This is a genomic window from Pannonibacter phragmitetus (assembly GCF_050510895.1).
Taxonomy (GTDB): domain Bacteria; phylum Pseudomonadota; class Alphaproteobacteria; order Rhizobiales; family Stappiaceae; genus Pannonibacter; species Pannonibacter phragmitetus_B.
In genome coordinates, this window is sequence record NZ_JBNINT010000001.1 from 3,863,674 (window position 1) to 3,889,131 (window position 25,458).

The 25,458-nt window shown below is 63.5% G+C and carries 23 protein-coding genes and 3 pseudogenes; 15 read left to right on the forward strand and 11 right to left on the reverse strand.

The window, feature by feature from the left end; genetic code table 11:
* Window positions 1–8: 8 nt before the first annotated feature.
* Complete coding sequence (pyrF, locus tag ACQB61_RS18560) at window positions 9–737, reverse strand: orotidine-5'-phosphate decarboxylase (RefSeq protein ID WP_430513824.1); 729 nt, start codon at window positions 735–737, stop codon at window positions 9–11.
* Between the two features lie 212 nt (window positions 738–949).
* On the opposite strand from pyrF, the gene hisB reads away from it, so the two are divergent.
* The 7 genes and pseudogenes from hisB to coaA all read left to right on the forward strand — a co-directional run bounded on the left by hisB (window position 950) and on the right by coaA (window position 5,733).
* The gene (gene hisB, locus ACQB61_RS18565) at window positions 950–1,543 is read left to right on the forward strand and encodes an imidazoleglycerol-phosphate dehydratase HisB (RefSeq protein ID WP_094462666.1); all 594 of its coding nucleotides are present in this window, start codon (window positions 950–952) and stop codon (window positions 1,541–1,543) included.
* Between the two features lie 12 nt (window positions 1,544–1,555).
* A complete protein-coding gene (locus ACQB61_RS18570; RefSeq protein ID WP_430513825.1) occupies window positions 1,556–2,062 on the forward strand; it encodes a DUF2628 domain-containing protein in 507 nt (168 codons plus the stop codon).
* On the forward strand, window positions 2,059–2,712 hold the full coding sequence (hisH, locus tag ACQB61_RS18575; protein ID WP_430513826.1) for an imidazole glycerol phosphate synthase subunit HisH: 654 nt from the start codon (window positions 2,059–2,061) through the stop codon (window positions 2,710–2,712). Before ACQB61_RS18570 ends, hisH begins: the two co-directional genes overlap by 4 nt.
* A gap of 63 nt (window positions 2,713–2,775) precedes the next feature.
* Window positions 2,776–3,504: pseudogene (hisA, locus tag ACQB61_RS18580) on the forward strand (1-(5-phosphoribosyl)-5-[(5-phosphoribosylamino)methylideneamino]imidazole-4-carboxamide isomerase); the annotation flags it as partial.
* 10 nt (window positions 3,505–3,514) lie between these two features.
* Window positions 3,515–4,294, forward strand: a complete 780-nt coding sequence (gene hisF, locus ACQB61_RS18585; protein WP_430513827.1) for an imidazole glycerol phosphate synthase subunit HisF — start codon at window positions 3,515–3,517, stop codon at window positions 4,292–4,294.
* 53 nt (window positions 4,295–4,347) lie between these two features.
* Window positions 4,348–4,671 (forward strand): phosphoribosyl-ATP diphosphatase, encoded by a 324-nt coding sequence (locus tag ACQB61_RS18590; RefSeq protein WP_430513828.1) that lies wholly within the window; start codon window positions 4,348–4,350, stop codon window positions 4,669–4,671.
* A gap of 96 nt (window positions 4,672–4,767) precedes the next feature.
* Window positions 4,768–5,733 carry a type I pantothenate kinase gene (coaA, locus tag ACQB61_RS18595; RefSeq protein ID WP_430513829.1) on the forward strand — a complete coding sequence of 322 codons (966 nt, stop codon included), beginning with the start codon at window positions 4,768–4,770 and terminating at the stop codon, window positions 5,731–5,733.
* A 30-nt stretch (window positions 5,734–5,763) separates the two neighbouring features.
* On the opposite strand, the gene ACQB61_RS18600 is transcribed toward coaA, so the two are convergent.
* The 3 genes from ACQB61_RS18600 to ACQB61_RS18610 form a co-directional block, all read right to left on the reverse strand.
* Entirely contained in the window at window positions 5,764–7,539 is a 1,776-nt protein-coding gene (locus ACQB61_RS18600) for a hypothetical protein (protein ID WP_430513830.1), read from the reverse strand.
* A gap of 270 nt (window positions 7,540–7,809) precedes the next feature.
* Window positions 7,810–8,367 (reverse strand): ActR/PrrA/RegA family redox response regulator transcription factor, encoded by a 558-nt coding sequence (locus tag ACQB61_RS18605; protein WP_430513831.1) that lies wholly within the window; start codon window positions 8,365–8,367, stop codon window positions 7,810–7,812.
* 60 nt (window positions 8,368–8,427) lie between these two features.
* Window positions 8,428–9,786, reverse strand: coding sequence for an ActS/PrrB/RegB family redox-sensitive histidine kinase (locus ACQB61_RS18610; protein ID WP_430513832.1), 1,359 nt, complete (start codon window positions 9,784–9,786; stop codon window positions 8,428–8,430).
* Window positions 9,787–9,967: 181 nt separating this feature from the next.
* Here ACQB61_RS18610 and secB point away from each other — a divergent pair, with 181 nt between their 5' ends.
* Window positions 9,968–10,462, forward strand: coding sequence for a protein-export chaperone SecB (secB, locus tag ACQB61_RS18615; RefSeq protein WP_430513833.1), 495 nt, complete (start codon window positions 9,968–9,970; stop codon window positions 10,460–10,462).
* A 70-nt stretch (window positions 10,463–10,532) separates the two neighbouring features.
* On the opposite strand, the gene ACQB61_RS18620 is transcribed toward secB, so the two are convergent.
* A complete protein-coding gene (locus ACQB61_RS18620) occupies window positions 10,533–11,339 on the reverse strand; it encodes a HesA/MoeB/ThiF family protein (RefSeq protein WP_430513834.1) in 807 nt (268 codons plus the stop codon).
* A gap of 30 nt (window positions 11,340–11,369) precedes the next feature.
* Window positions 11,370–12,418, reverse strand: a pseudogene (gene hrcA / locus ACQB61_RS18625) (heat-inducible transcriptional repressor HrcA).
* Between the two features lie 196 nt (window positions 12,419–12,614).
* Here hrcA and rph point away from each other — a divergent pair.
* The 7 genes from rph (at window position 12,615) to ACQB61_RS18660 (ending at window position 19,385) form a co-directional block, all read left to right on the forward strand.
* Window positions 12,615–13,328, forward strand: a complete 714-nt coding sequence (rph, locus tag ACQB61_RS18630) for a ribonuclease PH (protein ID WP_430513835.1) — start codon at window positions 12,615–12,617, stop codon at window positions 13,326–13,328.
* An 8-nt stretch (window positions 13,329–13,336) separates the two neighbouring features.
* Entirely contained in the window at window positions 13,337–13,978 is a 642-nt protein-coding gene (gene rdgB, locus ACQB61_RS18635) for an RdgB/HAM1 family non-canonical purine NTP pyrophosphatase (protein ID WP_430513836.1), read from the forward strand.
* Window positions 13,975–15,132 carry a radical SAM family heme chaperone HemW gene (hemW, locus tag ACQB61_RS18640; RefSeq protein ID WP_019964187.1) on the forward strand — a complete coding sequence of 386 codons (1,158 nt, stop codon included), beginning with the start codon at window positions 13,975–13,977 and terminating at the stop codon, window positions 15,130–15,132. Before rdgB ends, hemW begins: the two co-directional genes overlap by 4 nt.
* Before the next feature lie 421 nt (window positions 15,133–15,553).
* The gene (locus ACQB61_RS18645; RefSeq protein WP_430513837.1) at window positions 15,554–15,772 is read left to right on the forward strand and encodes a hypothetical protein; all 219 of its coding nucleotides are present in this window, start codon (window positions 15,554–15,556) and stop codon (window positions 15,770–15,772) included.
* Window positions 15,773–16,189: 417 nt separating this feature from the next.
* Window positions 16,190–17,785, forward strand: coding sequence for a polyhydroxyalkanoate depolymerase (phaZ, locus tag ACQB61_RS18650; protein ID WP_430513838.1), 1,596 nt, complete (start codon window positions 16,190–16,192; stop codon window positions 17,783–17,785).
* A 258-nt stretch (window positions 17,786–18,043) separates the two neighbouring features.
* Entirely contained in the window at window positions 18,044–18,466 is a 423-nt protein-coding gene (locus tag ACQB61_RS18655) for a DUF2852 domain-containing protein (RefSeq protein WP_430513839.1), read from the forward strand.
* A gap of 181 nt (window positions 18,467–18,647) precedes the next feature.
* A complete protein-coding gene (locus tag ACQB61_RS18660; RefSeq protein WP_430513840.1) occupies window positions 18,648–19,385 on the forward strand; it encodes a M48 family metallopeptidase in 738 nt (245 codons plus the stop codon).
* Here ACQB61_RS18660 and ACQB61_RS18665 read toward each other — a convergent pair whose 3' ends face one another.
* From ACQB61_RS18665 to ACQB61_RS18685, 5 genes and pseudogenes are all read right to left on the reverse strand, one after another.
* Entirely contained in the window at window positions 19,386–21,245 is a 1,860-nt protein-coding gene (locus ACQB61_RS18665) for a transglycosylase domain-containing protein (protein WP_430513841.1), read from the reverse strand.
* A gap of 534 nt (window positions 21,246–21,779) precedes the next feature.
* Window positions 21,780–22,675 (reverse strand): annotated as a pseudogene (locus ACQB61_RS18670) (GNAT family N-acetyltransferase).
* Between the two features lie 278 nt (window positions 22,676–22,953).
* Window positions 22,954–24,150 carry a response regulator gene (locus tag ACQB61_RS18675; protein ID WP_430513842.1) on the reverse strand — a complete coding sequence of 399 codons (1,197 nt, stop codon included), beginning with the start codon at window positions 24,148–24,150 and terminating at the stop codon, window positions 22,954–22,956.
* Window positions 24,042–25,001, reverse strand: coding sequence for a histidine kinase dimerization/phospho-acceptor domain-containing protein (locus tag ACQB61_RS18680; RefSeq protein ID WP_430513843.1), 960 nt, complete (start codon window positions 24,999–25,001; stop codon window positions 24,042–24,044). The genes ACQB61_RS18675 and ACQB61_RS18680 overlap by 109 nt, the downstream gene beginning before the upstream one ends.
* Entirely contained in the window at window positions 24,998–25,354 is a 357-nt protein-coding gene (locus tag ACQB61_RS18685; protein ID WP_430513844.1) for a hypothetical protein, read from the reverse strand. Before ACQB61_RS18685 ends, ACQB61_RS18680 begins: the two co-directional genes overlap by 4 nt.
* Window positions 25,355–25,458 lie beyond the last annotated feature (104 nt).

The window sequence follows — 25,458 nt, forward strand, 5'->3', positions numbered from 1 at the left end:
AGCAGCGCTCACAACGCCGCTTCGATTTCCGCAACGATGGCCTCTGCCGCACGGCGGGGGTCGGTGGCGCGGCTGATGGGGCGGCCGATGACGAGATAGTCGGACCCGGCGCGGATGGCATCGCCCGGCGTCATCACGCGCTTCTGGTCACCCTTGTCGCTGCCAGCGGGCCGCACGCCGGGCGTCACCACCACCAGCTCGCCGCCCACAGCCTTACGCACAAGGCCCGCCTCCAGCGGCGAGCAGACGATGCCGCCCATGCCGGCGGCCCGCGCATCCCCGGCGCGCGCCTCGACAAGGCCCGCTACCGGGCCGCGATAACCGGCTGCCACCAGATCTTCCTCGTCCATGGAGGTCAGAACCGTGACGCCGAGCAGGCAGAGATCCTTGGCGTCCGTTTCCTCCAAGGCAGCTACGGCGGCGCGCATGGTCTTGGGGTAGGCATGCAGCGTGACGAAGCGCACGCCCATGCGGGCAATGTTGCGCACGGCGCTGGCAATGGTGTTGTCAATATCGAGCAGCTTCACGTCGAGGAACACCTCAATGCCCTCGCCCGCCAGCTCTTCGGCAAGCCTCAGCCCGCCTGCAAACTGCAGCTCCATGCCGATCTTGTAGACCCCGACGGCGCCCTTGGTCGCCGCAATCAGCGCCCGCGCCTCCTCAACCGTGGGCACATCCAGCGGCAGCATCAGGCGGTTTGTGGCGGACTTGGGGGCAAAACGGCTGGAGGCGGCCATCCGGGTTTCCTTTCATGGTGGCATGAGGCATCGCCGCTTCCTAGCAGGCCCGTTGCGGCAACGCCAGAACCGCGCATCTTCCCGGCTTCGATGATCTGGCAAAGAAGTCTCTGGCCAGATTGCCCATTTGTGTTTCAATGATTGGCACCGCCTGCTAAAACGGCGCGGTTTCGCCAGGCAGGTAGTAAGGCTGGCCGATGGAAGGATGACAGATGCGCACAGCGGCAATCTCGCGCAACACCAAGGAAACCCGCATTGACGTCGAGATCAATCTCGATGGCACCGGCGCCTATGACGTGGCGACGGGGGTCGGCTTCTTCGACCATATGCTGGAACAGCTTGCGCGCCATTCGCTGATCGACATCAAGGTGCGCGCCGAGGGCGACACCCATATCGACTTCCACCACACGGTGGAGGACACCGGCATCGCGCTGGGGCAGGCCCTGTCGCAGGCGCTGGGGTCCATGTCCGGCATCACCCGCTATGCCGACACCCATCTGGCCATGGACGAGGCGCTGACGCGCTGCGCGCTGGATGTGTCGGGCCGCCCCTTCCTCGTCTGGCAGGTGGAATTCTCCCGTGACAAGGTGGGCGAGTTCGACACCGAACTGTTCGAGGAATTCTTCCGCGCCTTCGCCATGAATGCAGGCATCACCCTGCATGTCGCCAATATCTATGGCAGCAACTGCCACCATATCGCGGAAACCTGTTTCAAGGCCGTGGCACGCTCGCTGCGCAAGGCCATCGAGATCGACCCGCGCCAGGCGGGCCGCGTGCCCACCACCAAAGGCCAGCTTGGCGGCTGAGGAGGCAGGACAATGAGCACATACATGGTCATGCTGCCGCCGGAGGCGGAGGGGCGCGAACTGACGCCCGCCATGGCGCAAAGGGCGGTTTTCGTGCGCGACGGCTTCTCCACCCCGGCGCTGGTCTTCACCGGCATCTGGATGCTGGTGCACCGGCTGTGGCTGCCGTTTCTGGCCTATCTCACCCTCTCGCTGGTGCTGGAGCTGATCGCGCAGAATTTCATCCAGTCGGTGCCCGGCGTGCTGGCGTTCCTGACCGGTGTTCTCATCGGCCTTGAAAGCGGCAACCTGCGGCGCTGGTCGCTGGAGCGCAAGGGCTGGATCTTTGCCGGTGTTGTCACGGGACAGGACGTGCAAGAGGCTGAGCTGCGCTTCTTCAACGCCTACCGCCCGGCCCCGCGCCCGGTGGAAACACCGGCTGCCCCGCAGCCACAGGGCTTCGTGCCGCGCTTTGGCCGCGAGCAGGTGATCGGCCTGACGCTGTCCGGCTCCGGATTTGCGGGAGAAGGTGCAAGATGACTGTCGCCATCATTGACTATGGCTCGGGCAACCTGCGCTCGGCTGCCAAGGCCTTCGAACGGGCCGCCCGCGATCATGCGAAGGTGCCGGATGTGATCGTCACCTCCGATCCGGAACAGGTACTGAAGGCAAACCGCATCGTCCTGCCGGGTGTCGGCGCCTTTGCCGATTGCCGCCGGGGGCTTGAGGCCGTCGAGGGCATGCACGAAGCGCTGGAGGAAAGCGTGCGCCGCAAGGGCAAGCCCTTCCTGGGCATCTGCGTCGGCATGCAGCTGATGGCCTCGCGCGGACTGGAATTCGAAACGGTGGAAGGCCTCGGCTGGATCGACGGCGATGTCACGGCGATGCAGCCGTCTGATCCCGCGCTGAAAATCCCGCACATGGGCTGGAACACGATCAGCGTGCATCCGCAGTCCCACCCCGTTCTCAAGGGGCTGGCCACCGGGCCGGACGGGCTGCATGCCTATTTCGTCCATTCCTTCCATTTCGCCTGCGCCCGCCCGGAAGACCGGCTGGCCACCTTCGACTATGCTGGCACCTTCACTGCGATGGTGGCGCGCGACACGATGGTGGGTACCCAGTTTCACCCGGAAAAGAGCCAGCGGCTTGGCCTTGGCCTCATTGCCAACTTCCTTGACTGGAAGCCCTGAGGCCCGGCTTTCACGCTTGATGCACGACTATGGCGCGGCAGGCGCCGCAAGAGAGACATTGCCATGATCCTTTTTCCCGCCATCGACCTCAAGGACGGCCAGTGCGTGCGCCTGAAACTGGGCGACATGGACCAGGCCACCGTGTTCAACGACAATCCGGCGGCGCAGGCCAAGGCCTTTGAAGATCAGGGCTTTGAGTATCTGCACGTGGTTGACCTCAACGGCGCCTTCGCCGGGGAAAGCGTCAACGGCGCGGCGGTGGAAGCCATTCTTGGCGCAACGAAGAACCCGGTGCAGCTGGGCGGCGGCATCCGCACCCTGGCCCATATCGAAAGCTGGCTGGCCAAGGGCATCACCCGCGTCATCCTCGGCACCGTCGCCGTGCGCGACCCGGAGCTGGTGCGCGAGGCCTGCCGCAAGTTCCCCGGCAAGGTCGCCGTCGGCATCGACGCCAAGGGCGGCCGCGTGGCGGTGGAGGGCTGGGCGGAAACCTCCGAACTCACCGCCGTGGATCTTGCCAAGCGCTTCGAGGATGCCGGCGTTTCAGCCATCATCTACACGGATATCGACCGGGACGGCGTGCTGAAGGGCCTCAACATCCCCTCGACGCTGGACCTGGCGGCTGCCGTATCCATTCCCGTCATCGCCTCGGGCGGCCTTGCCTCGATTGAGGATATCAAGCGCCTGCTGCAGCCGGACTGCGCCATCCTGGAAGGCGCCATCTCCGGCCGCGCCCTCTACGACGGCCGCCTCGACCCGGCCGAAGCCATGGCCCTGATCCGGGCGGCGAGGAGACTGCTGCATGACCCTCAAGGCCCGCATCATTCCCTGTCTCGACGTCAAGGACGGCCGCGTCGTCAAGGGCGTCAACTTTGTCGACCTGGTGGATGCCGGAGACCCGGTAGAGGCGGCCAAGGCCTATGATGCCGCTGGTGCCGACGAACTGTGCTTCCTCGACATCACCGCCAGCCACGAGGGGCGGGATACGATTTTCGACGTGGTGCGGCGCACGGCGGAGGCCTGTTTCATGCCCGTCACCGTTGGCGGCGGCGTGCGTGCGGTGGAGGATATCCGCAAGCTGCTGATCGCAGGGGCCGATAAGGTCTCGATCAACACGGCGGCGGTGAAGAACCCGGATTTCGTGCGCGAAGCTGCCGAGAAATTCGGGGCCCAGTGCATCGTTGTCTCCATCGACGCCAAGCAGGTGAATGCCGAAGGCGAGGCACCGCGCTTCGAGATCTTCACCCATGGCGGGCGCAACGCCACCGGCATTGATGCCGTGGAGTTTGCGCAGAAGGTGGTGGAACTGGGCGCGGGCGAGCTGCTGGTCACCTCCATGGACCGGGACGGCACCAAATCCGGCTACAACATTGCCCTGACGCGGGCGATTGCCGATGCGGTGCCAGTGCCGGTGATTGCCTCGGGCGGCGTCGGCAATCTCGACCATCTCGTCGAAGGCGTGCGCGATGGCCATGCAACGGCGGTTCTGGCCGCCTCGATCTTCCACTTCGGCACCTACAGCATTGGTGAGGCAAAAACCCACATGGCTGCCGCAGGGATACCTATGCGAATGGATACCTGATTTCGGTCGAAATCCGGTGTAAGTTTCACCTGTTACGGGAAAAGACAGCTCTGATGACCGCATTCACTCTGGCCGATCTGGAAGCCATCGTCGCGGCCCGTGCGGCGAGCGATGATGACATGTCCTACACCCGCAAGCTGGTCGGCAAAGGCATCGGCAAATGCGCCCAGAAACTGGGCGAAGAAGCCGTTGAAGCCGCCATTGCCGCCGTGCAGGGTGACCGGGAGGGCCTCAGGGGTGAAGCAGCGGATCTTCTGTATCACCTCATGGTGGTGCTGAAGGTCTGTGATGTGAGCCTTGACGAGGTCATGGCGGAATTGGCCGCACGCACCGGGCAGACCGGCCTTGAGGAAAAAGCCTCGCGGCCTGCCAGCTAGAGCCTTTCAACAGGCACCGCTCTGGCGCATCGCAAAGCGCATCCGGACCTTCCGGCCCGTATGCACTCCCTTGGAACAACCGGGACAGAGCCGCCCATGGATCAGACTGTCACCCGCCCCGAGACCATGGACCTGTCGCCGTACAGGGTCTTCACGGAAAACGAATGGTCACGGCTGCGCGCCGATACGCCCATGACGCTGACCTCTGCCGAGGTGAGCGAACTGCGGGCGCTGAACGACCCCATTTCCATGGCGCAGGTGGAGAGCATCTATCTGCCGCTGTCGCGGCTTCTGGCCTATTACGCCGAAGCCACGCTGATCCTGCATCAGGCGACGAAGCGCTTCCTCGGTGTGGCCGAGAGCAAGACGCCCTTCATCATCGGCGTTGCAGGCTCCGTCGCGGTGGGCAAGTCCACCACCTCGCGCATCCTGCGCGCCCTGCTCGCCCGCTGGCCGGCAAGCCCGAAGGTGGATCTTGTCACCACCGATGGCTTCCTCTTCCCCAATGCGGTGCTGGAAGCCGAAGGCCTGATGCAGCGCAAGGGCTTTCCCGAGAGCTTCGACCGCACGGCGCTGCTGACCTTCCTGTCCGATATCAAGGCAGGCAAGCGCAACGTCAGGGCGCCACTCTATTCGCACTTCTATTATGACGTAATGCCCGGCCACTCGGTCACCATCGATCAGCCGGATATCCTTATCGTTGAAGGTCTCAACGTGCTGCAGACGCGGGAGCTGCCGAAGGACGGCCGCGCCGTGCCCTTCGTCTCGGATTTCTTCGACTTCTCTGTCTATATCGACGCGCCGGAGGATATTCTGGAGACATGGTACGTGGAGCGTTTCATGCACCTGCGTGAAACCGCCTTCCGTGATCCCGGCTCCTATTTCCACCGCTACTCGCGGATCACAGATGCAGAAGCCCTCACCACGGCCAAGACCATCTGGACCAACATCAACCTGTTGAACCTTCAGGAAAACATCCTGCCGACGCGCCCGCGCGCCGATCTGATCCTGACCAAGGATGCCGATCACCGTATCTCCAAGGTCGCCCTGCGCCGGATCTGACTTTCACAAGACTGCGGGCGTGTGGATTGATCACCCGCGCCCGCAGAAGACGTCATAGAGGCCCGGACGGGACCACGTGACGTTGTCCCGCTGCCCCTGCAGAACATAGCCGTTTGCTTCATAGCGGAAGCCCGATCCGCCGTTGACGCGCGGGAGCGTGACGGAGACCTGCCCGAACTCGGTCACCATGGCAACGCCGCGGGCGGTGTCATAAACGACCTGCAGGTCGATACCGGCGGTGCAGATGTAATTCGTGGTGCTGACATTGCCGACGGGTGCGGGCGGCAGCAGCATGCCCGGCGCCTGAGGCTGAGGTTGGGGCTGAACAGATGGCGCGGGCGTGAAGGCACCCTGCGGCAGGCCTTGCGGAACCGGCATTGCGCCCCCGGACGCCTGCCCGATCACCACGGTCTGCTGCGGCTCGCGGCTGATGTAAATGCCGAGACATTGTCCCACATCGGTCGTGACGAGCCAGGCATTGGAGATGATGGATTCCTGATCCAGCACCTGCCCCGGCTCAAGGCGCGCATAGAACTGCTGGATGCCGGAATAATCGATCCAGAACACATCAATGGGGCCGCCCCGGGCATTGCGGAACAGCATGCGGCCCCGGAAACCGCCGTCGAGCGAGCGGATTCCGCCAAGTTCCGAGCAAGCCAGATCGCCGGTACCACCGGCCATGGCCGGGTTGGAATTGGGGTCCACAATCTGGTCCGGCAAGGCGCAGGCGGCGGCAAACAAGCGTACCGCCTTGGCGCTGCCTTTGAGGGAAACCGGCGTGTTGGCACCCTCGACAATCACTTCCAGCACGGACTTGCGGGCCATCATGTCCCAAACGGGATCAGTCGCAGCCACAGTGAACTCCGGCAGGGAGCGGCCCTGCGGATTGTTCGCGTCAGATCCGGTGGCATCATAGCTGGTGTAGAATTCTTCCGACTTCAGCGCCACAGAGACCGGACTGCCCTGCGAGACCGGAGCGGTGGTCTGGGGCACGCTGACGGTAATGAAGCCGGATTGCGGCGTGCAGCGCGCGGTGAAATCTGCATCAGCGCCTTGCGCCGAGCCATGCGCGAGCCGCGCCATCGTTGAGCCAAGCTCCGTGCCGGTGACCGTCCATTCCCGCTCGACAGGCACAGCCGGCGGTGCGGAGCTGTCAGGCTGCGGCAGTGGCGCTGGCTGTGTCTGCTGCGCAGGGGCATCTGCCTGCGGCTGAGCTCCGTTCTGAGATCCAGCCTGCGTCTGCGCAGGAGCGGCAGCTGCCGGGCTCTGCTGGTTCTGGTTTTGGGCAGACGGCTGTTGTGTGCTCTGGGCGGGAGCTGCCGCAGCCTGAGGGTTGCTGTTGTTCTGCGAGCCGGAGGCGGAGGAGGCCGAAGGAGTGGATGGCGCAGGTGTCACGCCTGCTCCGCCGACAACACGCGGGCGGCCCCCGACGTCCTTCTTCACATCGACCGTCACTGCGCCGCCGGAAGCGCAGATATCTGCACTCTCGCGCAGGACGCGGCTGTTCTCCAGCGTGATTTCAAGCTCAACCTGACAGCCGACTGTAGAGGGATCGACGGCGCCCGTCACAGTCTCGATCACCGCACCTTCAATGCCGCGGGATATGATCGGGCGGTAACGCTTGTTGACCAGAATGGAGCGGATTCCCGGCTCGGCCGGCACAACCTGCACCCGGATCTGCTCCGGCAGGTTCTGGGCGAGGGAAGGCTGCGCAGGTAGCGTGACTGCCAGCAGCGTCAGAAGTCCCGCTGTCGCGCCCCCGGCACCGCCGCTGAACATCCACCCCATGTCGTCCCTCATCTTCATGCGTTCGCACCTGCCCGGGACAAGCCCAGCGCAAGCCGCTTTTAGCCTTGCCGGGCCACTGACGGCAATATCGCAAACACTTGGGGCGGGATTTTGCCCATGCGGGGCCCGCATCCAAAGCGCCGGAAGTGCCCCAGCGCTATCAATTGCATCTGGTGCGAGGCTGGCGCCCCGGCTTATGCCAAGGCTTACGCGTGATGCCTTGAGTTTGCTCACGCGCCCTACGGGCTTGACCAGACCTCAATGTGTCACGTTCATTGAAGTCTGAAATTAGCGCGGGGCGCGCTTGGCCAGAATGCGCTGCAGCGTGCGCCGGTGCATGTTGAGCCTGCGTGCCGTTTCCGAGACGTTGCGCTCGCACATTTCATAGACACGCTGGATATGCTCCCAGCGGACACGGTCGGCGGACATGGGGTTTTCCGGCGGAACGGCCTTCTCGTCCCCTTCCCGGGTCAGCGCGGCAAAAACCTCATCAGCATCAGCGGGCTTGGAGAGATAGTCGATGGCGCCGAGCTTTACCGCTGTCACGGCCGTTGCGATGTTGCCATAGCCCGTGAGGATCACGGCGCGGGCATCCGGACGGCTCTGGCGGATGGCCTCGATCACATCAAGCCCGCTGCCATCTTCCAGGCGCATATCAACGACGGCAAAAGCCGGGGCACGGGCGCCCACTTTGGCGACGGCCTCACGCACGCTTTCCGCCGTCTCCACCTCGAACCCGCGCTTTTCCATGGCCCGGGCAAGGCGCTGGTTGAAAGCCCTGTCGTCATCAACAAGCAGAAGACTCTTGTCTTCCGCCTCAATCTTGCGAAGCTCTGTGTCACTCATGGGTGCCGTCCTGCATTTACAGACGTGATCAGCTCCGCTGCCAGAATGGTGTCCGGCCGCTCACGGAGCCCCTCGCTCGTGAATAGTGTCCTTTATATGGCCAGAAACCGCCTCCGGGTCCATATCCGAGGCGCCTTCAATGCTGCTGCGGGGCCAGGAAATGCGCACCAGAGCTCCCGTTTCAGGGGCTGGACGGTTCTCCAGCATCAGCCTTGCACCGGTCCGCTCCAGCAGGGTTTTCGCAATGAAAAAGCCAAGTCCAAGGCCTCCGCCCGTCTGCGAGCGGGAGGCACGGGAGGAGATGTAGGGCTCCCCGATCCGCGACAATACGTCCGGGGTAAAGCCGGGGCCATCATCGCGGATCTCGATCCGGACGGTCCTTTGATCCCAGGATGTTCTCACCTGAACAGCAGAAGCTGCAAAGTCGACAGCGTTTTCAAGAAGGTTGCCGAGACCATAGCGGATCGCCGGATTGCGCACGCCGACCGGCTCCGGCTCCTTGCCGGCAAAGCCCACCTGGATGTCGATGCCGAAGCCCCGGTGCGGCTCCACGACCTCCTCAATCAGCTGAGACATGGGCATGCGCTGGAACAGCCGGTCCTTGTCGCTCGACAGGGTGGTGAGCTGCCGCAGGATATCGCGGCAGCGCTCTGCCTGCGCACGGATCAGAACCACGTCCTCGCGGCGCTGGTCACCCTCGTCAAATTCCCGTGAGAGTTCCTTGGCTGTCAGGAAAATCGTTGCCAGCGGCGTGCCCAGCTCGTGGGCTGCGGCAGCGGCTAGGCCGTCGAGGGCATTGAGATGCTGCTCACGCGCCAGAACAAGCTCGCTGGCGGCAAGCGCATCGGCCAGCTGGCGCGCTTCCACCGCGACGCGGAAAGCATAGACAGCCATGAAGGCAAGAGAACAGACAAGCGCCATCCAGACGCCGACCGAATAGACATACGGCAGCGAAAAGACATGCGGCTCCGGCCAGGGCAGCGGCAGATGGATGAATGCCAGCAGCGTGGCACAGACCGTCACCAGCAGGCCCAGCATCAGCGTCAGACGGCCCGACAGGCCGGTGGCCGACACCATCACCGGCGCCAGAAGCAGGAAGGCAAAGGGGTTGCCGAGACCGCCGGTCAGAAACAGCAGGCCGCTCATCTGCAGGATGTCATAGGCCAGCTGCCCGGCCGCCGCCCAGTCCGGCAGGCGTTTGGCGGAAGGGGAGCGGACCTTCAGGAACACATTGAGCCAGGCCGAACAGGCAACCAGCGCAAAGGCGGGCGCTGAGGGCACCGGATAGCCAAGCCCCAGTTGCACGACAAGCAGGGCCACTGTCTGGCCCGCAACCGCAAGCCAGCGCAAACGCACCAGCGTATCAAGGCTGAGCCTGCGGTGGGAAAGGATGAAACCGGATTCAACTGGGTCGTTCATGGCTTCTAACTGGGCCGAAATCCGCGCCGTGGCAAGCCCTCTCCTCTTGTGTGAACAGGTGCTCGCGTGTTAGCCAGCCTGTCCAGATGGTGTTCTGCGACCGATAAGCGGACACCGGCTTGCCGCTTGATGGTCCGGAGCATTCTGCCGGACCTGAAACTGAAAGACGGATACGAGACAGATGACGGACATCAACGAAGGTGGCGCTGCGGCGCAGGGCAGCGATGCACAGGGTGGCGAAGCACCGGGCCTCAGCATCCTGGCGCAGTACATCAAGGACCTGTCCTTCGAGAACCCGAACGCACCGCGTTCGCTGCAGCAGGGCGAGCAGCCGAAGCTCGACATTTCGGTAAATGTCAGCGCCCAGCCGGTCGCCGATGGTCACTTCGATGTGGTCCTGTCGCTGAGCGCCAAGGCCGAGCGTCCGAACATGGTCATGTTCAACGTGGAGCTGGTCTATGGTGGCCTGTTCCGCATCAACGGCGTGCCGAGCGAGCACCTGCACCCCTTCGTTATGATCGAGTGCCCGCGCATGCTCTTCCCGTTTGCACGCCAGATCCTGGCCGATGCGACCCGCAACGGCGGCTTCCCGCCGCTGATGCTGGACCCGATCGACTTCGCCCAGCTCTACCGCCAGAACATGGCAAACCAGGAAGCGGCTCCGGTTCCGAACTGACCCGGGCAGCCATTTCCGGCAAGGCTTCAGGCCGCAGCTCCTCCGGGCTGCGGCCTTTGCTTTTCAAAGGTCAGCGTCCCTCTTCCAGCAGCTCCGCCCAGGTTTTCGGGTGATCGCCGTTGAGCGGATTGGCGGGGGAACGGCGGTAGTTGATCGTCTCGAACCGCATGGCGAGTGTGTCGATCATCAGCAGGCGCCCGGTCAGGCCGGTGCCGATGCCGGTGATTTCCTTGACCGCCTCCAGCGCCTGCAACGTCCCGGCAAGACCCGTCAGGGCCCCCAGAACGCCTGCCTCGGCACAGGTCGGCAGATGGCCCTCCGCCGGACGCTTCGGGAAGAGGCAGCGGTAGGTTGGGTTGGGCGTGCCGTCCTCACCGGTCTCATGGGGCTTCAGCAGCGTAATGGTGGTGTCGAAGCGCCCCACCGCGGCCGTGACCAGCGGCTTGCGGGCAAAGAAGCAGGCATCGGACACCAGATAGCGGGTGGCGAAATTGTCCGATCCGTCGATGACGAGATCATAGCGCTGGATCAGCTGCATGGCGTTGTGGCCCGCGAGCCGCACCGGATGCGGTTCCACGGTCACATTGGGGTTGAGCCGGGCAATCGCTTCAGCCGCACTCGACACCTTCGGCTCACCCAGATGCTCCGTGTCATGGATCACCTGCCGCTGCAGATTGGAGAGTGACACCGTGTCATCATCGACAATGCCGAGCGTGCCGACCCCGGCCGCCGCCAGATACTGCAGCACCGGCGCGCCGAGCCCTCCTGCGCCGATGACGAGAACGCGTGCGGCTTTCAGCTTCTGCTGACCCGGACCGCCCACTTCCTTCAGCACGATGTGACGGGCGTAGCGCTCCAGCTCTGCGGGAGAAAACATGACGATTCCTGACTGTATCTGAGAAGCCTGTCAGCCGAGCATGCGGCTGACGAGGCGGGCCGTGTAATCCACCATGGGGATCACGCGGGCATAGTTGAGGCGGGTGGGGCCGATGACGCCCAGAACACCGACGATGCGCTGCTCCCGGTCGCGGTAGGGCGAGACCACCAGCGACGAGCCGGACAGCGAGAACAGCTTGTTCTCCGAACCGATGAAAATGCGCACGCCGTCGCCCTTTTCGGCAAGGCCAAGAAGCTGGATGAGGTCGCGTTTGTTCTCAAGGTCATCGAACAGCAGGCGCACCCGCTCCAGATCCTCCGCCACGTCGACATCGGTGAGCAGGTTGGACTGGCCGCGCACGATCAGCCTGTCGCTTTCGCCCCCTCGCCAGCCCAGACCGCAAGACCGGCCTCGACAATCTTCTGGGTCAGGCTGTCCAGCTCGGCCTGGTTGGCCTCGCGCAGGCGCTCCAGCTCGCGGCGTACATCCGACAGGGTGCGGCCCTGGATCTGGGCATTGAGATAGTTTCCCGCCTCCACCAGCGCCGACTGCGGCAGGCCGGAGGGCAGGTCGATGATGCGGTTTTCAACCGAGCCATCCTCGCCCACCAGAACGGCAAGGGCTTTCAGGGGCTCGATACGGATGAACTCGATCTGGCGCAGGCGCACATCCTGCTTGTGGGTCAGCACCACACCTGCCCCGCTGGAAAGCCCCGACAGAAGCTGGCTGGCCTCCGTCAGCACATGTTCCATCGTGCCTTTGGCATGGCTGGAGGCGCGCACCTGCACATCTATGCGCTCGCGCTCTTCCTGAGACAGATCGCCCACTTCCAGCAACGCGTCGATGAAGAAACGCAGGCCCGTTTCGGTCGGCAGGCGCCCGGCACTGGTGTGCGGGGAATAGAGCAGGCCAAGATGCTCCAGATCGGCCATCACATTGCGCACAGAGGCTGGCGACAGCGACATGCCGAGGCCGCGCGCCACATTGCGCGAGCCGACGGGCTCGCCGGTGTCCAGATAGGTCTCGACGATGGAGCGGAAAATCTCGCGGGACCGCTTGTCCAGATCGCTCAGGCTCACGTATCCAACCTCATCCTCTGCCGGGTTTCATGCTCTGCCACCTGCGGGCAATTCACGGCTCTTCTGCAAGATATAGGACCAAAATGGCCGCAGAGTGCAAGCAGGCCTTTACGGCTCTCGGGTCTCAGGGCTACAAGCGCGGAAAGATCTGTGGGCCAGTGCGCCGCAGCGGCCATTTTCAAGTCAGGAGCCAGATATGCGTCCGTCCAAACGTGCTGCCGATGAACTGCGGTCCGTCACTCTCGAACGCGGTGTGTCCAAGCACGCTGAAGGCTCCTGCCTGGTGAAATTCGGTGACACCCACGTCCTGTGCACCGCCAGCCTCGAAGAGCGTGTGCCGTCCTGGCTTCGCGGCCAGAACAAGGGTTGGGTAACGGCCGAGTACGGCATGCTGCCGCGCGCCACCGGCACGCGCATGCGCCGCGAGGCGTCCTCCGGCAAGCAGTCCGGACGCACCCAGGAAATCCAGCGCCTCATTGGCCGCTCGCTGCGCGCTGTGGTCGATCTGGAAGCGCTCGGCGAGAACCAGATTTCCATCGACTGTGACGTGATCCAGGCCGATGGCGGCACCCGCACGGCTTCGATCACCGGCGCATGGGTCGCCCTGCATGATTGCATCGAATGGATGCGCGCCCGCGAAATCGTCAAGAAGCCGGTGCTGAAGGACCATGTGGCTGCCATTTCTTGCGGCATCTACAAAGGCAAGCCGGTACTGGACCTCGACTATGAGGAAGATTCCGCTGCCGAAACCGACGCCAACTTCGTGCTGACCGGCGCTGGCGGCATTGTCGAGATCCAGGGCACGGCGGAAGGTGCACCTTTCTCCGAGGAAGAGTTCAAGGCACTGCTGGACCTGGCCCGGGGCGGCATTGGCCGCCTTATCGACCTGCAGAAAATGTCTATCCTGTGAGGCACACCATGGCACACCGCAAGCTGGAGCCGGGCCGTCTGGTCGTGGCCACCCACAACGCCGGAAAGCTGCGCGAGATCCGCGAACTGCTCGGCCCCTATGGCTTCGATGTGGTTTCCGCCGGCGAACTGGGCCTGCCGGAGCCGGAAGAGACCGGCACCACCTTCGAGGCCAATGCAGAACTGAAGGCCCGCGCGGCAGCGGAAGCCTCCGGTCTGCCGTCGCTGGCCGATGACAGCGGATTTTGCGTGGCAGCGCTCAATGGCGACCCCGGCATCTATTCCGCCCGCTGGGCCGGTCCGGAGAAGGACTTCGCCATGGCCATGCGCAATGTGGAAGAAAAGCTGCAGCAGGCAGGTGCCGTAACACCCGAAGCCCGGCGCGGGTCCTTCGTGGCCGTGCTGTGTCTTGCCTGGCCCGATGGCCATGCGGAGTTCTTCCGCGGCGAAGTGGAAGGCCAGATCGTCTGGCCGCCGCGCGGGACCAAGGGCTTCGGCTATGACCCGATGTTCCAGCCTGATGGCCATGAGCTCACCTTCGGCGAGATGACGTCAGAGGAAAAGCACGGCTGGTCTACCACCACACCTGCCCTGTCGCATCGTGCCCGCGCCTTTGTGACCTTTTCGAAGGCCTGCCTGGAGCAAGAATGACCACCACCCCGGACGGCGGCTTCGGCATCTATGTGCACTGGCCCTTCTGCGCGGCCAAGTGCCCCTATTGCGACTTCAATTCCCACGTCCGGCATCAACCGGTCGATCAGGACCGCTTTGTTGCGGCCTTTGAGCGGGAACTGGCGCATTTTGCCGCCTGGACGCCGAACCGCACGGTGCAATCGATCTTCTTTGGCGGCGGCACTCCATCGCTGATGCTGCCGCGCACGGTGGAACGCATTCTGGAAGCCATCGCCCGGCACTGGGCGATCGATACGGACGTGGAAATCTCGCTGGAGGCCAATCCCTCAAGCGTCGAGGCCGAGCGTTTCCGTGGCTACCGGGCGGCGGGCGTCAACCGGGTGTCGCTGGGTGTGCAGGCGCTCAACGATCAGGACCTGCGCCAGCTTGGCCGTCTGCATGACGTGGCCGGAGCATTGCAGGCCATCGAGATTGCCCGCGAAACCTTCCCGCGCCTCTCCTTCGATCTCATCTATGCCCGGCCCGGCCAGACGGTGACCGGCTGGGAGGCAGAGCTGCGCCAGGCGGTGAAGCTCGCCGCCGATCACCTGTCACTGTATCAGCTGACCATCGAGGAGGGCACGCCCTTCTTCAACCTCTATCAGGCGGGCAAGCTGATCGTGCCGGACCCGGATCTGGGCGCCGAGTTCTACGAACTGACGCAGGATCTGACCGCCGATCTCGGCCTGCCGGCCTATGAGGTGTCGAACCACGCCCGCCCGGGCGCGGAGTGCCGCCACAACCTCGTCTACTGGCGCTACGGCGACTATGTGGGTGTTGGCCCGGGCGCCCATGGCCGCCTGTCGCTGGGCGCCACCAAGCGCGCCACCGCCATCGAGCGCCATCCGGAGACATGGCTTGCCCATGTGGAGGAGCGCGGTCACGGCATGGTGGAAGACCTGCCGCTGAGTGACGAGGAGCAGGGAGATGAATACCTGCTGATGGGCCTGCGGCTGATCGAGGGCGTCGACATGCGCCGCTACGAGCGGTTGTCCGGCCGCTCCATCGACCCGCGCCGCCTCAACGACCTGCTGGAGCACGGCATGGTCGAAAAGCTCGACGAAACCCGTGTCCGCGCCACCCGCGACGGCTTCTTCGTGCTGGACGCCGTTGTGGCGGATCTGGCGGCTTGAGCGGATTGTGTATGCGTGGCTAAGGAATTGTGTTCGTGCCCTAATGCAAAATTTTCACGGGCTCTGTGTTTCATGCTGGAATATAGAACAAAAGAAGAACATTCTTAGTCTCTTACGGCTAGCTCTGTGGACAAAGGTGGCCTACCGTCCATACGACTCCAAACGAATCCCGTTATAGCTTAGCTTGGGTTGTGTGTTTCGATCTTGATGATCGAGAGACATCTGAGATCGGCGTTGAAAATCTCACCCTTCAGCGCCGACCCCAGAATCAAAATGACCCGCATAAGCAACTAGCCATCGCAAACGGGTCACTTGGAGAGAAGGAGCCGATATCGGCAGCCTCCTTTTACACGGCAAAACGATATCGTGTCCCTCTTTCCGGGACAAGTGCGATGGCGCAATTTCAAGGAGTTTATCCGCCATGGATATGCCCCCTCTTGTTGTGCCGCCTCCGCGCAAGCGGAAATCATCCACTGTAACGCCGGAAAAAGCTGCGATCATCAAAGCGCTCCTTAAAACCGGTATGTATCAGCACGAAATCGCCGCTCTTCTCGAAATGAACCAAGGAAGAGTAAGCGAGATCAATACGGGCAAGAAATTCCCGGACGTGGAGCCTATCCAAGGCGACTTATTCGGCTGACGAGTGATGGCCCCGCACAATGTGCGGGGCCATCACTCGGAATGCATATCTGCGGACATACGGCCTAAGGCAGAGTATTTTCTCAGGCGCTGAACCAGGCACCCCTGCTCCTGCCACCGGGACAGCCCCGCCGGGGGCTTCAACTCACCGGCAATAAGTCCTTACGCAAAATAGGATTTCTCTCTATTTTCATGCTGCACTGCGACAACAGCGGTGCAGCAAATAGTCTTCAGGATGATACAAGATCCTCAACTGGCTTCACAGGCTGTCAACCTGTTGGTGTCAGGCTGTTCACAATCGGGCTATTGATGCAGAGGGCAATATGGGCCTATTCTGCTGCAATGCCAGAAGCCGGGCTTGATATACGCGGCATAGACAGCGCGTGTTCGCCGGGCCAGCGACGAAGGATCAGAAGTGTTGCCCTTCTATCATCTCTATGAGATCAACCATGCGGCCATGGGCCCGGTGCGCGCCGCAGCGGATGCAACACGGCTCTATTTCCAGAACCCGTTCAATCCGATGAGCCACACCCAGCTCGGCCGACAGGTTGCGGCCGCCTGCGAGGTGCTGGAGCGCACGACCCGGCGCTATGGCAAGCCTGAATTCGGACTGCCGGAAACCACCGTCGGCGGCATGAAGGTGCCGGTGAGCGAGCGCGTTGTCTGGCGCCGCCCCTTTTGCGACCTTCTGCATTTCGAGCGTGGCACCGCCCAGCGCCGCAATGATCCGAAGATCCTGATCGTGGCCCCCATGTCCGGCCACTATGCCACGCTGCTGCGCGGCACGGTGGAGGCCATGCTGCCGCGCGCTGACGTCTATATCACCGACTGGATTGACGCCCGCATGGTGCCGCTTTCGGACGGCAAGTTCGATCTGGATGACTACATCGATTACGTCATCTCCATGCTGCATTTCCTCGGGCCGGACACCCATGTGGTGGCGGTGTGCCAGCCCTCCGTGCCGGTGCTTGCCGCCGTCGCAGTGATGGAAGCGCACAACGATCCTTATGCACCCTCGACCATGACGCTGATGGGCGGGCCGATCGACACCCGCGTCGCGCCGACCGCCGTCAATGATCTGGCCATGTCCAAGGGCATCAACTGGTTCAAGCGCAATGTCATCATGCAGGTGCCATTCCCGCATCCGGGCATGATGCGCTACGTTTATCCGGGCTTCCTGCAGCTTTCGGGCTTCATGAGCATGAACCTCGACCGGCATCTGATCGCCCACCGCGACTTCTTCAAGCATCTGGTGAAGGGCGATGGTGACAGCGCCGAGAAGCACCGCGAATTCTACGACGAATATCTGGCAGTCATGGACCTGACGGCCGAGTTCTACCTGCAGACGGTGGAGAGCGTGTTCATCGAACACTCCCTGCCGCTCGGCAAGATGAAGCACGGCGGCGAGCTGGTCGATTGCGGAGCGATCCGCAACACTGCCCTTCTGACCATCGAGGGCGAGAAGGACGACATTACCGGCCGTGGCCAGACGCGTGCGGCTCACACGCTCTGCACCAGCCTGCCGGAGGACATGAAGGCACACTACGAACAGCCGAACGTGGGTCATTATGGCGTGTTCAACGGATCGCGTTTCCGCGCCGAAATTGCCCCGCGCATGATCGACTTCATCCTGACCCACTCACAGGCCAACCGCGAGCGCATGAAGAAGGCTGCGGCCAAACCTGCAACTTCGGCTGAAGTTGCCAAGCCCGCCACCTCTGCTCCCCAGGCCGAGACGAAGCCCGTCTCCAAGTCCGGAGCCAAGGCGGATCCGCTGGCGGAGATCCTTCTGGCCAAGCCCCAGGGTGTTGCCGACAATCTCAAGGCAATCACCGGCGTTGGCCCGAAGCTGGAAAAGGCTCTCAACGAAGCGGGTATTTTCCACTACTGGCAGATTGCCGGCCTGACGGGCCCGCAGATCGAAGCACTGGACGACCGGCTCGACTTCCGTGGCCGCATCGCCCGTGACAACTGGATCGAACAGGCCCGCAAGCTGGCCGAAACGGTCGCCTGAGACAAAGGATAGCGCCCGGCTCCGTCTTCTGACAGCACGCTTCACTGCGGGCAATCAGGGCGGAGCCGGGTTTTTCATGCCTGCTGTACATGCCTTGCCCGCTTCCAAAGCATTGATTCCAGACACCCTTCCGCCGTTGCGTCAGTTTCGTCAAGAGGCCAGATTTCCATGTAATCAGCAGGCCGCCTTATGGTGTTCTTGAAAGGACCGGGCTGAGTTCCCACGTCTTTGTCTGTAGAAGTCCGAAAGGGGATGACGATGACTTGGAACACTGTGTTGAGGCCCGGATGGAACGCGGCAAGCATCGCACTGATGGTGCTTGGGTTCGTGTTGTTCTGGCCTCTTGGACTGGCAATGCTTGCCTATATTCTTTGGGGCGACCGCTTCCAGACACTGTTTCAGGATGCGCGCGACCAGTGGAACAGAAGCCCGATCAAGAGTGCGGTGAACAACATGAACACGGGAAGCTTTGGCCGGACCGGCAATGTTGCCTTCGATGACTACCGGGAACGCGAACTGAAGCGGCTGGAAGAAGAGCGCGCAAAGCTGGATGCCATGCGGGCCGAATTCGATACTTTCCTGCGCGAACTGCGCCGGGCCAAGGATCAGGAAGAGTTCGACCGCTTCATGTCCGCCCGGGGCCGCAGCACCGGCGCCTCTGGCCACACTGGCACCGCCTGACCGGCAAGCGGTCAGTTACGGCAGCCACGCGGGAAGCGGCGCAGCTTGCGCCGCTTTCGCCGTTTTGCAGGGCGTGGTTCCCCGCCTGCAAGCGGCTCCCTCTGCCCGCAAAACCGGATACCCTCTGACAGGTTCGAATCATCTTCCGCAGCATGCGTCTGCGGCCTTGCAGGGAAGCGGAATGTTCTCACGGCTGCGGCGGCCTGTTCTGCCTGATCACATCATGCTGGCGCTGAGCGGCGGCGAGATTGCCGTGCGCCTGCGGCCTGATCCGCGGGCGCGCCGCTATCTGTTGCGCCTGCCGCATGACCAGTCCGGCCCGGTGCTGACCATCCCGAAGGGAGGCTCGCTCGCCACCGCCCAGCGCTTTGCTGAAAAACACATCGGCTGGCTGGAAGAAAAGCTCGCCGCTCTGCCGCAGACGACACCCTTTGCTGCCGGGTCGGTTGTTCCCGTCCGGGGCATCTGGCACCGGATCGAGCCCTCGGGACGCCTGCGCGGTCTGGTGACGGCAGGTCTTGATGCGGACGGCAATGCGGTGCTCAACGTGCCCGGCGCGCCAGAGCACACGGGCCGGAAGGTGGCGGACTGGCTGAAACGGCAGGCACGGGAAGATATCGAAGCGGCTGTGGCCCGGCACACAGCGGCGCTAGGGGTAAAAGCCTCGGCCATCTCCCTGCGCGACACCCGAAGCCGCTGGGGCTCCTGCGCGTCGAACGGGCGGCTGTCGTTCTCGTGGCGGCTGATCCTCGCCCCGCCGGAAATCCTGGATTATGTCGCCGCCCATGAGGTGGCGCACTTGCGGGAAATGAACCACTCCGACCGCTTCTGGGCACTTTGCCGCCAGCTTGCCCCGCATACGCCGCAGGCGCGCCAGTGGCTGAAGGAGGAGGGCGGCAAGCTGCACCTGTTCGGCTGATCAGCCGCCGAAGAGCCTGCCAATGAAGCCGAGCGGCCCGCCTTCCGAGGGCGGCGGCGGAATCACACGGCCATCGGCCCCCACATCGGCCGGGGGAAGCGGGGCATTGTCGGTGGGCACGGGGCCATAGTCCTGCGGCAGCTGTTCGGCCACGCCCGGCAGGCCTGCCACGGGCAGACCGGCATGCGCCTTGTCCATCGCCGCCTTCCAGATTTCGGCCGGCAGTGAGCCACCCGTCGCTTTCTTTGTTGGACTGTTGTCGTCATTGCCGAGCCAGACGGTGGCCGTCAGATTGCCGGTGTAGCCGATGAACCAGGCATCGCGGAAATCCTGGCTGGTGCCCGTCTTACCGCCTGCAGGGCGCTGATCTGCCAGCATCGCCTTCTTGCCAGTGCCGGTCACCAGCGTCTGCGCCATCATGTGGTTCATCTGGGCCAGATGAAGCCCGTCGATCACCTTGCCCGCACCATCGCCCTGCCGGGCGTAGAGGGTGCGGCCTTCCACAGTGCGGATGCGGCGGATGACATGAGGCACCACGCCATACCCTCCATTGGAGAAGGGCACGTAAGCGGCTGTGATTTCCAGCGGCGTCACTTCCGAAGTGCCAAGTGCCAGAGACGGATTGGCGGCCAACGATGACTTGATGCCCATCCGCTGCGCCACCTTGACCACCTTGCCGGGCCCTGTTTCCACCGCGAGCCGTGCTGCGACGGTGTTGAGCGACATGGCCAGCGCATCAGTCAGCGTGACATCGCCATAATACTGCTTGGTATAGTTCTGTGGCCGCCAGCCCTTGAGGGAGAAGGGCTCGTCCCGGCGGATCGTATCCGGTGTCAGGCCGCTTTCCAGTGCTGTCAGATAGACGAAAGGCTTGAAGGCGGAGCCGGGTTGACGCCGGGCATTTGTGGCACGGTTGAACTGGCTTTTCTGGTAATCCCGTCCGCCAACCATCGCCCGCACGGCACCTGCCGTGTCCATGATGACGACGGCGCCCTGCGAGACGCCCAGTTCCCGGCCATGAGCGTTGAGCGCAGTCACAAGTGCCGCTTCAGCTGCCTGCTGCATCGCCGGATCAATGGTGGTGTCGACGATGATGTCGCTGTCAATGGAACCGGCAAACTGCGGCAGCAGATCCATCACCCAGTCAGCGACATAATTGGCGCTGGCCGTGTTTCTGTCGCTGACCACATGGGCGGGCTCGTTCATGGCCGTCCGGGCGGTCGCCGCATCAATGAACCCGGCATCGCGCATGGCGGCGAGCACCACCTTGGAACGCTCAAACGCCAGCTCAGGATTGCGTGTGGGAGCATAGCGGCTGGGCGCCTTCAGCAATCCCGCAAGAACGGCCGCTTCCTGCAGGGTGACAAGCCTTGCCGACTTGCCGAAGTAGCGCCGCGCGGCGGCATCCACGCCATAGGCACCCGCACCCAGATAGACGCGGTTGAGATACATCTCCAGGATCTCTTCCTTGGAGTATTTGGCTTCCAGCCACAGCGACAGCACGACCTCCTGCACCTTGCGCTTCAAGGTGCGGTCGGGCTCAAGGAACAGGTTCTTTGCCAGCTGCTGGGTCAGTGTGGAGCCGCCCTGCACCAGATGGCCAGACGTCATGTTGATGGCAAAGGCACGAGCGAGCCCAATCGGGTCCAGCCCAAAGTGGGATTCGAAGCGCCGGTCCTCAATCGCAATGACCGCCTGCGGCAGATAGGCTGGAAGCTGCTCCAGCCGCACGGCCTCACCGCCCGTATCTCCACGGTTGGCCAGAAGCTCGCCGGTGGTGGCAACGATCTTCACATTGGGCGGACGGGCCGGAACCTTCCATTCGGAGGTGGGAGGCAGGTGGGCGGCGTAATAGACCACAACACCAGTGGCAGCGATGCCGCCCCAGATGGCGAGTACGAAGCCCCAGTAAAACAGCTTGCGGATCAGCCAGAACAGCGGATTGGACGAGCGGGCACGGCTGCGCCGGGCCTTCTTTTTCGCCTTGTCCTTGCCGCCAGCCTTTGCGGGGCGCTTGCGGCGGGGGGCGGGGCATCGGCGGCATCATCGGCTCGCGGGCGCCTTGTCCGCTTGGGCGGGGCACCTGCTGCACGCTCACCGGTTCCCGGGCGCACATCGTAAAGATCGCCGCTGGCAGAGCCAAACGCCGGTTCAATCCGATTGCTGCCTGCCGGGCGGCGTGCCATGTGCCTCTCGTCGCTCTGCGGGCCTGCGCGGAGAGCACAGGCATTCTGCATCAAACTAGACCGGCTGGTTTAAGGCGGCGTTAAGCCTTGAGCGCCGCCGTTGGAGTGTCCACAAGGCGATGCCCCCCGCCATGAAGCCCCAGCGCAAACAAAAACCGCTGCCTCAATGAGGCAGCGGCCGGTGTTCGGGAGACGTATGTGGACAGGCTCAGCTGGCGTAGCGTGATGCATCCGCGCCGTAGTGGTTCACATAGCGTTCGTTCATCTGGGAAACGGGCAGCACGATGAGAATGTCCGTGGTGCCAAACTGGTAATCGACCACGGCGCCGTCGCCAATATAGGCGCCAAGGCGCAGATAGCCCTTCACCAACGGTGGTAGCTCGCGCAAGGTGGCCTTTTCATTGAGCTCCTCGCGGGGGATACGGTTCATCTCGACATAGCGGTCCGCCACGGCGCGCACGCGCCAGGACCCGGCGCACGCGCGTGGTGATGCAGGAAGGAGAGTTGCCCGGCGATCCGGTCAGGATCTGTGCCCTCGATGGAGGCACAGCCGATCATCACGTCGATGCGGTGACGGATCACATAGGCCCAGATGCCGTGCCACAGCAGTTCGACCGTACGCTTGTTGCGGTAGGGCTTGAGCACGCAGGAGCGGCCCAGCTCCAGAAAGCGCAGGCCCGGATTGGCATCGACCAGCGGCTGGATGTCAAATTCGCTGGCGGTATAGAAGCCGCCGTGTGCTTCTGCCACTTCCTGGCGCAGCAGGCGGTAGGTGCCGACGATCTGCGGCTGCAGGCGCCCCAGCTTGTTGCGCTTCATCGAGGCGTGATCAACGACCAGCAGGTGATCGCAGATGGCATCAAAGGCATCCATGTCGCGGCGGGCAGCAAGGGTCTGCGCATCGGCAATGGCAGACATTTCCTCGTAGAAGACGTGATAGCGCAGGCGCTGCGCCTTCTTCACCTCACGCGCGGTGCGGGCGAGACGCACTTCCAGCGAGCCCACGCGGCCAAGGGAAACATCACCTACAGGACCTGCTTCACCATGCAAGGGCTTTGCAAAGCCGGGAAAGAAACGCGCGGAAATGCTCTGTTCACCCATCATGGGCACGAACTTCTGCACAAGCTTGCGCGGAGAAAATAGACCTGGCCGCATCATCGAGATTCGGTCCCCTATCTGCCTCGGTTGTTTCCCACCGGGGGCCCTGCGAAACCGGTGCCGCAGGCCTCGTTTGTCCTGTCAGGTTGCTACGCCGCTGCAGCGATTCTCATCCCTTTAACCGGCGAAATCCTGATCTTGCCGTAGACCATAGTTTTCCAACACTAGCATGACAACGGCCAGCGTTCACAATATTTCGTCATGGTAACAAACCGGGAGCGGCACTATGTCCGGGATGGCAGATTTTCCAACGCCTCTTCAACGGCTTCGCGGGACAGCGGTTTTGTGAGGAAACCGGCAACTCCGCTCGCCCGCGCACGGTCACGAGCGGCCGGCATCACGTCCGCGGTGACGATCATCACTGGCACATGCGGGCGTCCGCGGGCGGTCTCGATCTCGCGGATCTGGGCCATGGCATCCAACCCGTCGAGTCCCGGCATGTGCAGGTCCATCAGGATGGCATCGAAGGTCTGTTCGCTGGCCGCACGCCAGGCTTCCAGGCCATCAGGAACCACCGTCACTTCATGCCCGAGCTTGCGCAGCAGCGCTTCGCCCAGAAGACGGTTGATGTCATTATCCTCCGCCAGCAGCAGCCGCAGTGGCCGGGCCGGGGCAAGGCGGTGCGGTGCGCCCGGAATGCGCTCCGGCGGCAGGTCCACAGCCGCCTCCCAGGCCAATGTCTCGCCGCCTTCCCCCATGAGGCTGGCAATAATGCGGCGGAGCGTGCGCCCGCGCACGGGCCGCACAAGATAGGCGGAGAAGCCGGCCTCACGCAGCCGGTCCAGCCGGTCCCGCTCTTGTGGGGTGACCAGGACAATGGCCGGAGCCGCGCAGCCCGCTGCACGGGCCGTGGCCAGCCAGCCCGCGCCATCGGCAACCGCGCCATGTTCCAGCAGCACAAGGTCTGCATGGGGCAGTGCGTCGGCCAGCGTGTCATCTCCCGGCTGCACGATCTGCACTCTGGCGCCGTGTCCCGTAAACTGCAGCGCCAGCGCTTCGCCCTCGATCACCCCTTGCGAGACAATGACCACCCGCCGGTTTTCAAGGCTTGCGAGGCCCTCCCCGGCCCTTGGCGCAGCATCGGGAGCTTCCGGCAACGGCAGGCAGATGCGGAACAGTGCACCCTTGCCCTCCTCCGCCAGCGCCTCAACCGTGCCATCCATCAGTCCTGCGAGCCGGCGAACGATGGCAAGGCCAAGCCCTGTTCCGCCAAAGCGCCGGGCCGGACCGTGGTCCACTTGCTCAAATTCACCGAAAAGCCGCTCGGCATCCGAAGCCGAAAAGCCGATGCCCGTGTCCCGGACTTCCAGCGTCAGCAGGCTGCCGCTGCCCTGCGGCGCAATGGCGAGACTGATGAGGACGCCGCCTTCTTCGGTAAACTTGATGCCGTTGCCAGCCAGATTGAACAGGATCTGCCGCAACCGGTTGGCATCAGCCGTGACAATGCGGGGATTGCCGGATCGGCGGTGAAACCGATCTCCAGCCCCTTGGCATGGGCACGCGGCGCCAGCAGCTCCACCACATGCTCGGCAAGGCTCTCCAGATCCACTGGTCCGGGCTGGATCGTCAGCTTGCCGGCTTCGGCGCGAGAGAAGTCCAGAAGCTCGTCAATGAGCAGCAGCAGCGTTTCGCCAGAGGTTTCCAGCGCCCGCACATAGGCTCTCTGCTCATGGGTGAGATGCGTGTCGGACAGGAGCGCCGCCATGCCCAGAATGCCGTTGAGCGGCGTGCGCACCTCATGGCTGACGGTAGCCAGAAAGCGGGACTTGGCTTCGCTGGCGCTTTCGGCATTCTGGCGGGCGGCCAGAAGCTCCTCTTCCATCTTGCGCCGTGCGGTCACATCACGCAAAACGGTTTGCAGCACAGGCGTTCCACGCGGCCCTTCGCGCACTGTCACGTCGATACGGGAGAACCAGCGCGGCCCCTCACGGGTGTCGAGCAGGATGTCCCCGAAGACCCCGGTGGCTTCTGCGCTCAGCAGATCCTCCGGCGTTTCCGCCAAGGGCAGCTCCAGCTTTTCGCCGGGGCGCGGGCTCTGCTCAGGCCAGAACAGGCTTCCAGCGGCGGGATTGGCGTAGATGACGTTCTCTTCCATGTCACGGCGGATGACCACATCGCCCAGCGCATGGAGAATGCTGGCATGGCGCTCGTCGGATTCACGCAGCTCCCAGGCGGCATCTTCCAGCTCTTCGATGCGCTGGTTCAGCCGGTGGGTTTCCACCGCTGCGGTGCCGAGTGCGGTCTGCAAGCGGTGGCGGTCGTCATGGATCATACAGGCGATCGAAAGCCCGCCAGCGGCAAAACCGAGGGCCAGTGCCAGGAGCCGCTCATATGGGCCGCCGCCAAGCAGCAAAAGGCAGCAATAAGCGCCAGAATGCCGATACCTGCGGCAAGTGTAAGAACCCGCTCGTGACCGAACCTGCGCCCGGCGCGGGTCAGGGCATCCGGCTCTTCCGGCGCAGATCCGGGCTGACCGGCCTTCCCCTTCGGCGGACGCTTTGCGTCTTTCGGGCTTTGCGGACGCTTCTGCCCCTCCGGGCGCTCAGGGCCGTCCGGCTGTTGCGCCTGCAGGCCCGCTTCCGCTTCAGCTTTGCTGCCGTTTCCGTCTGCCGATTGCGGTCGCATGCCCTGTCCCCAGCGGCCTGCGCAGCAGACCTGATCCTGATGAAGGCCCGCCAAAGTTCTGCGGGCACAGCCGGACACAAGCTTGCAGTGCAATCCCTTGAAAA

Bases quoted from the DNA above. Each gene is read 5' to 3' on its own strand.
- pyrF (WP_430513824.1), bottom strand. From the start codon at position 737: ATGGCCGCCTCCAGCCGTTTTGCCCCCAAGTCCGCCACAAACCGCCTG.
- hisB (WP_094462666.1), top strand. From the start codon at position 950: ATGCGCACAGCGGCAATCTCGCGCAACACCAAGGAAACCCGCATTGAC.
- ACQB61_RS18570 (WP_430513825.1), top strand. From the start codon at position 1,556: ATGAGCACATACATGGTCATGCTGCCGCCGGAGGCGGAGGGGCGCGAA.
- hisH (WP_430513826.1), top strand. From the start codon at position 2,059: ATGACTGTCGCCATCATTGACTATGGCTCGGGCAACCTGCGCTCGGCT.
- hisF (WP_430513827.1), top strand. From the start codon at position 3,515: ATGACCCTCAAGGCCCGCATCATTCCCTGTCTCGACGTCAAGGACGGC.
- ACQB61_RS18590 (WP_430513828.1), top strand. From the start codon at position 4,348: ATGACCGCATTCACTCTGGCCGATCTGGAAGCCATCGTCGCGGCCCGT.
- coaA (WP_430513829.1), top strand. From the start codon at position 4,768: ATGGATCAGACTGTCACCCGCCCCGAGACCATGGACCTGTCGCCGTAC.
- ACQB61_RS18600 (WP_430513830.1), bottom strand. From the start codon at position 7,539: ATGAAGATGAGGGACGACATGGGGTGGATGTTCAGCGGCGGTGCCGGG.
- ACQB61_RS18605 (WP_430513831.1), bottom strand. From the start codon at position 8,367: ATGAGTGACACAGAGCTTCGCAAGATTGAGGCGGAAGACAAGAGTCTT.
- ACQB61_RS18610 (WP_430513832.1), bottom strand. From the start codon at position 9,786: ATGAACGACCCAGTTGAATCCGGTTTCATCCTTTCCCACCGCAGGCTC.
- secB (WP_430513833.1), top strand. From the start codon at position 9,968: ATGACGGACATCAACGAAGGTGGCGCTGCGGCGCAGGGCAGCGATGCA.
- ACQB61_RS18620 (WP_430513834.1), bottom strand. From the start codon at position 11,339: ATGTTTTCTCCCGCAGAGCTGGAGCGCTACGCCCGTCACATCGTGCTG.
- rph (WP_430513835.1), top strand. From the start codon at position 12,615: ATGCGTCCGTCCAAACGTGCTGCCGATGAACTGCGGTCCGTCACTCTC.
- rdgB (WP_430513836.1), top strand. From the start codon at position 13,337: ATGGCACACCGCAAGCTGGAGCCGGGCCGTCTGGTCGTGGCCACCCAC.
- hemW (WP_019964187.1), top strand. From the start codon at position 13,975: ATGACCACCACCCCGGACGGCGGCTTCGGCATCTATGTGCACTGGCCC.
- ACQB61_RS18645 (WP_430513837.1), top strand. From the start codon at position 15,554: ATGGATATGCCCCCTCTTGTTGTGCCGCCTCCGCGCAAGCGGAAATCA.
- ACQB61_RS18655 (WP_430513839.1), top strand. From the start codon at position 18,044: ATGACTTGGAACACTGTGTTGAGGCCCGGATGGAACGCGGCAAGCATC.
- ACQB61_RS18660 (WP_430513840.1), top strand. From the start codon at position 18,648: ATGTTCTCACGGCTGCGGCGGCCTGTTCTGCCTGATCACATCATGCTG.
- ACQB61_RS18680 (WP_430513843.1), bottom strand. From the start codon at position 25,001: ATGATCCATGACGACCGCCACCGCTTGCAGACCGCACTCGGCACCGCA.
- ACQB61_RS18685 (WP_430513844.1), bottom strand. From the start codon at position 25,354: ATGCGACCGCAATCGGCAGACGGAAACGGCAGCAAAGCTGAAGCGGAA.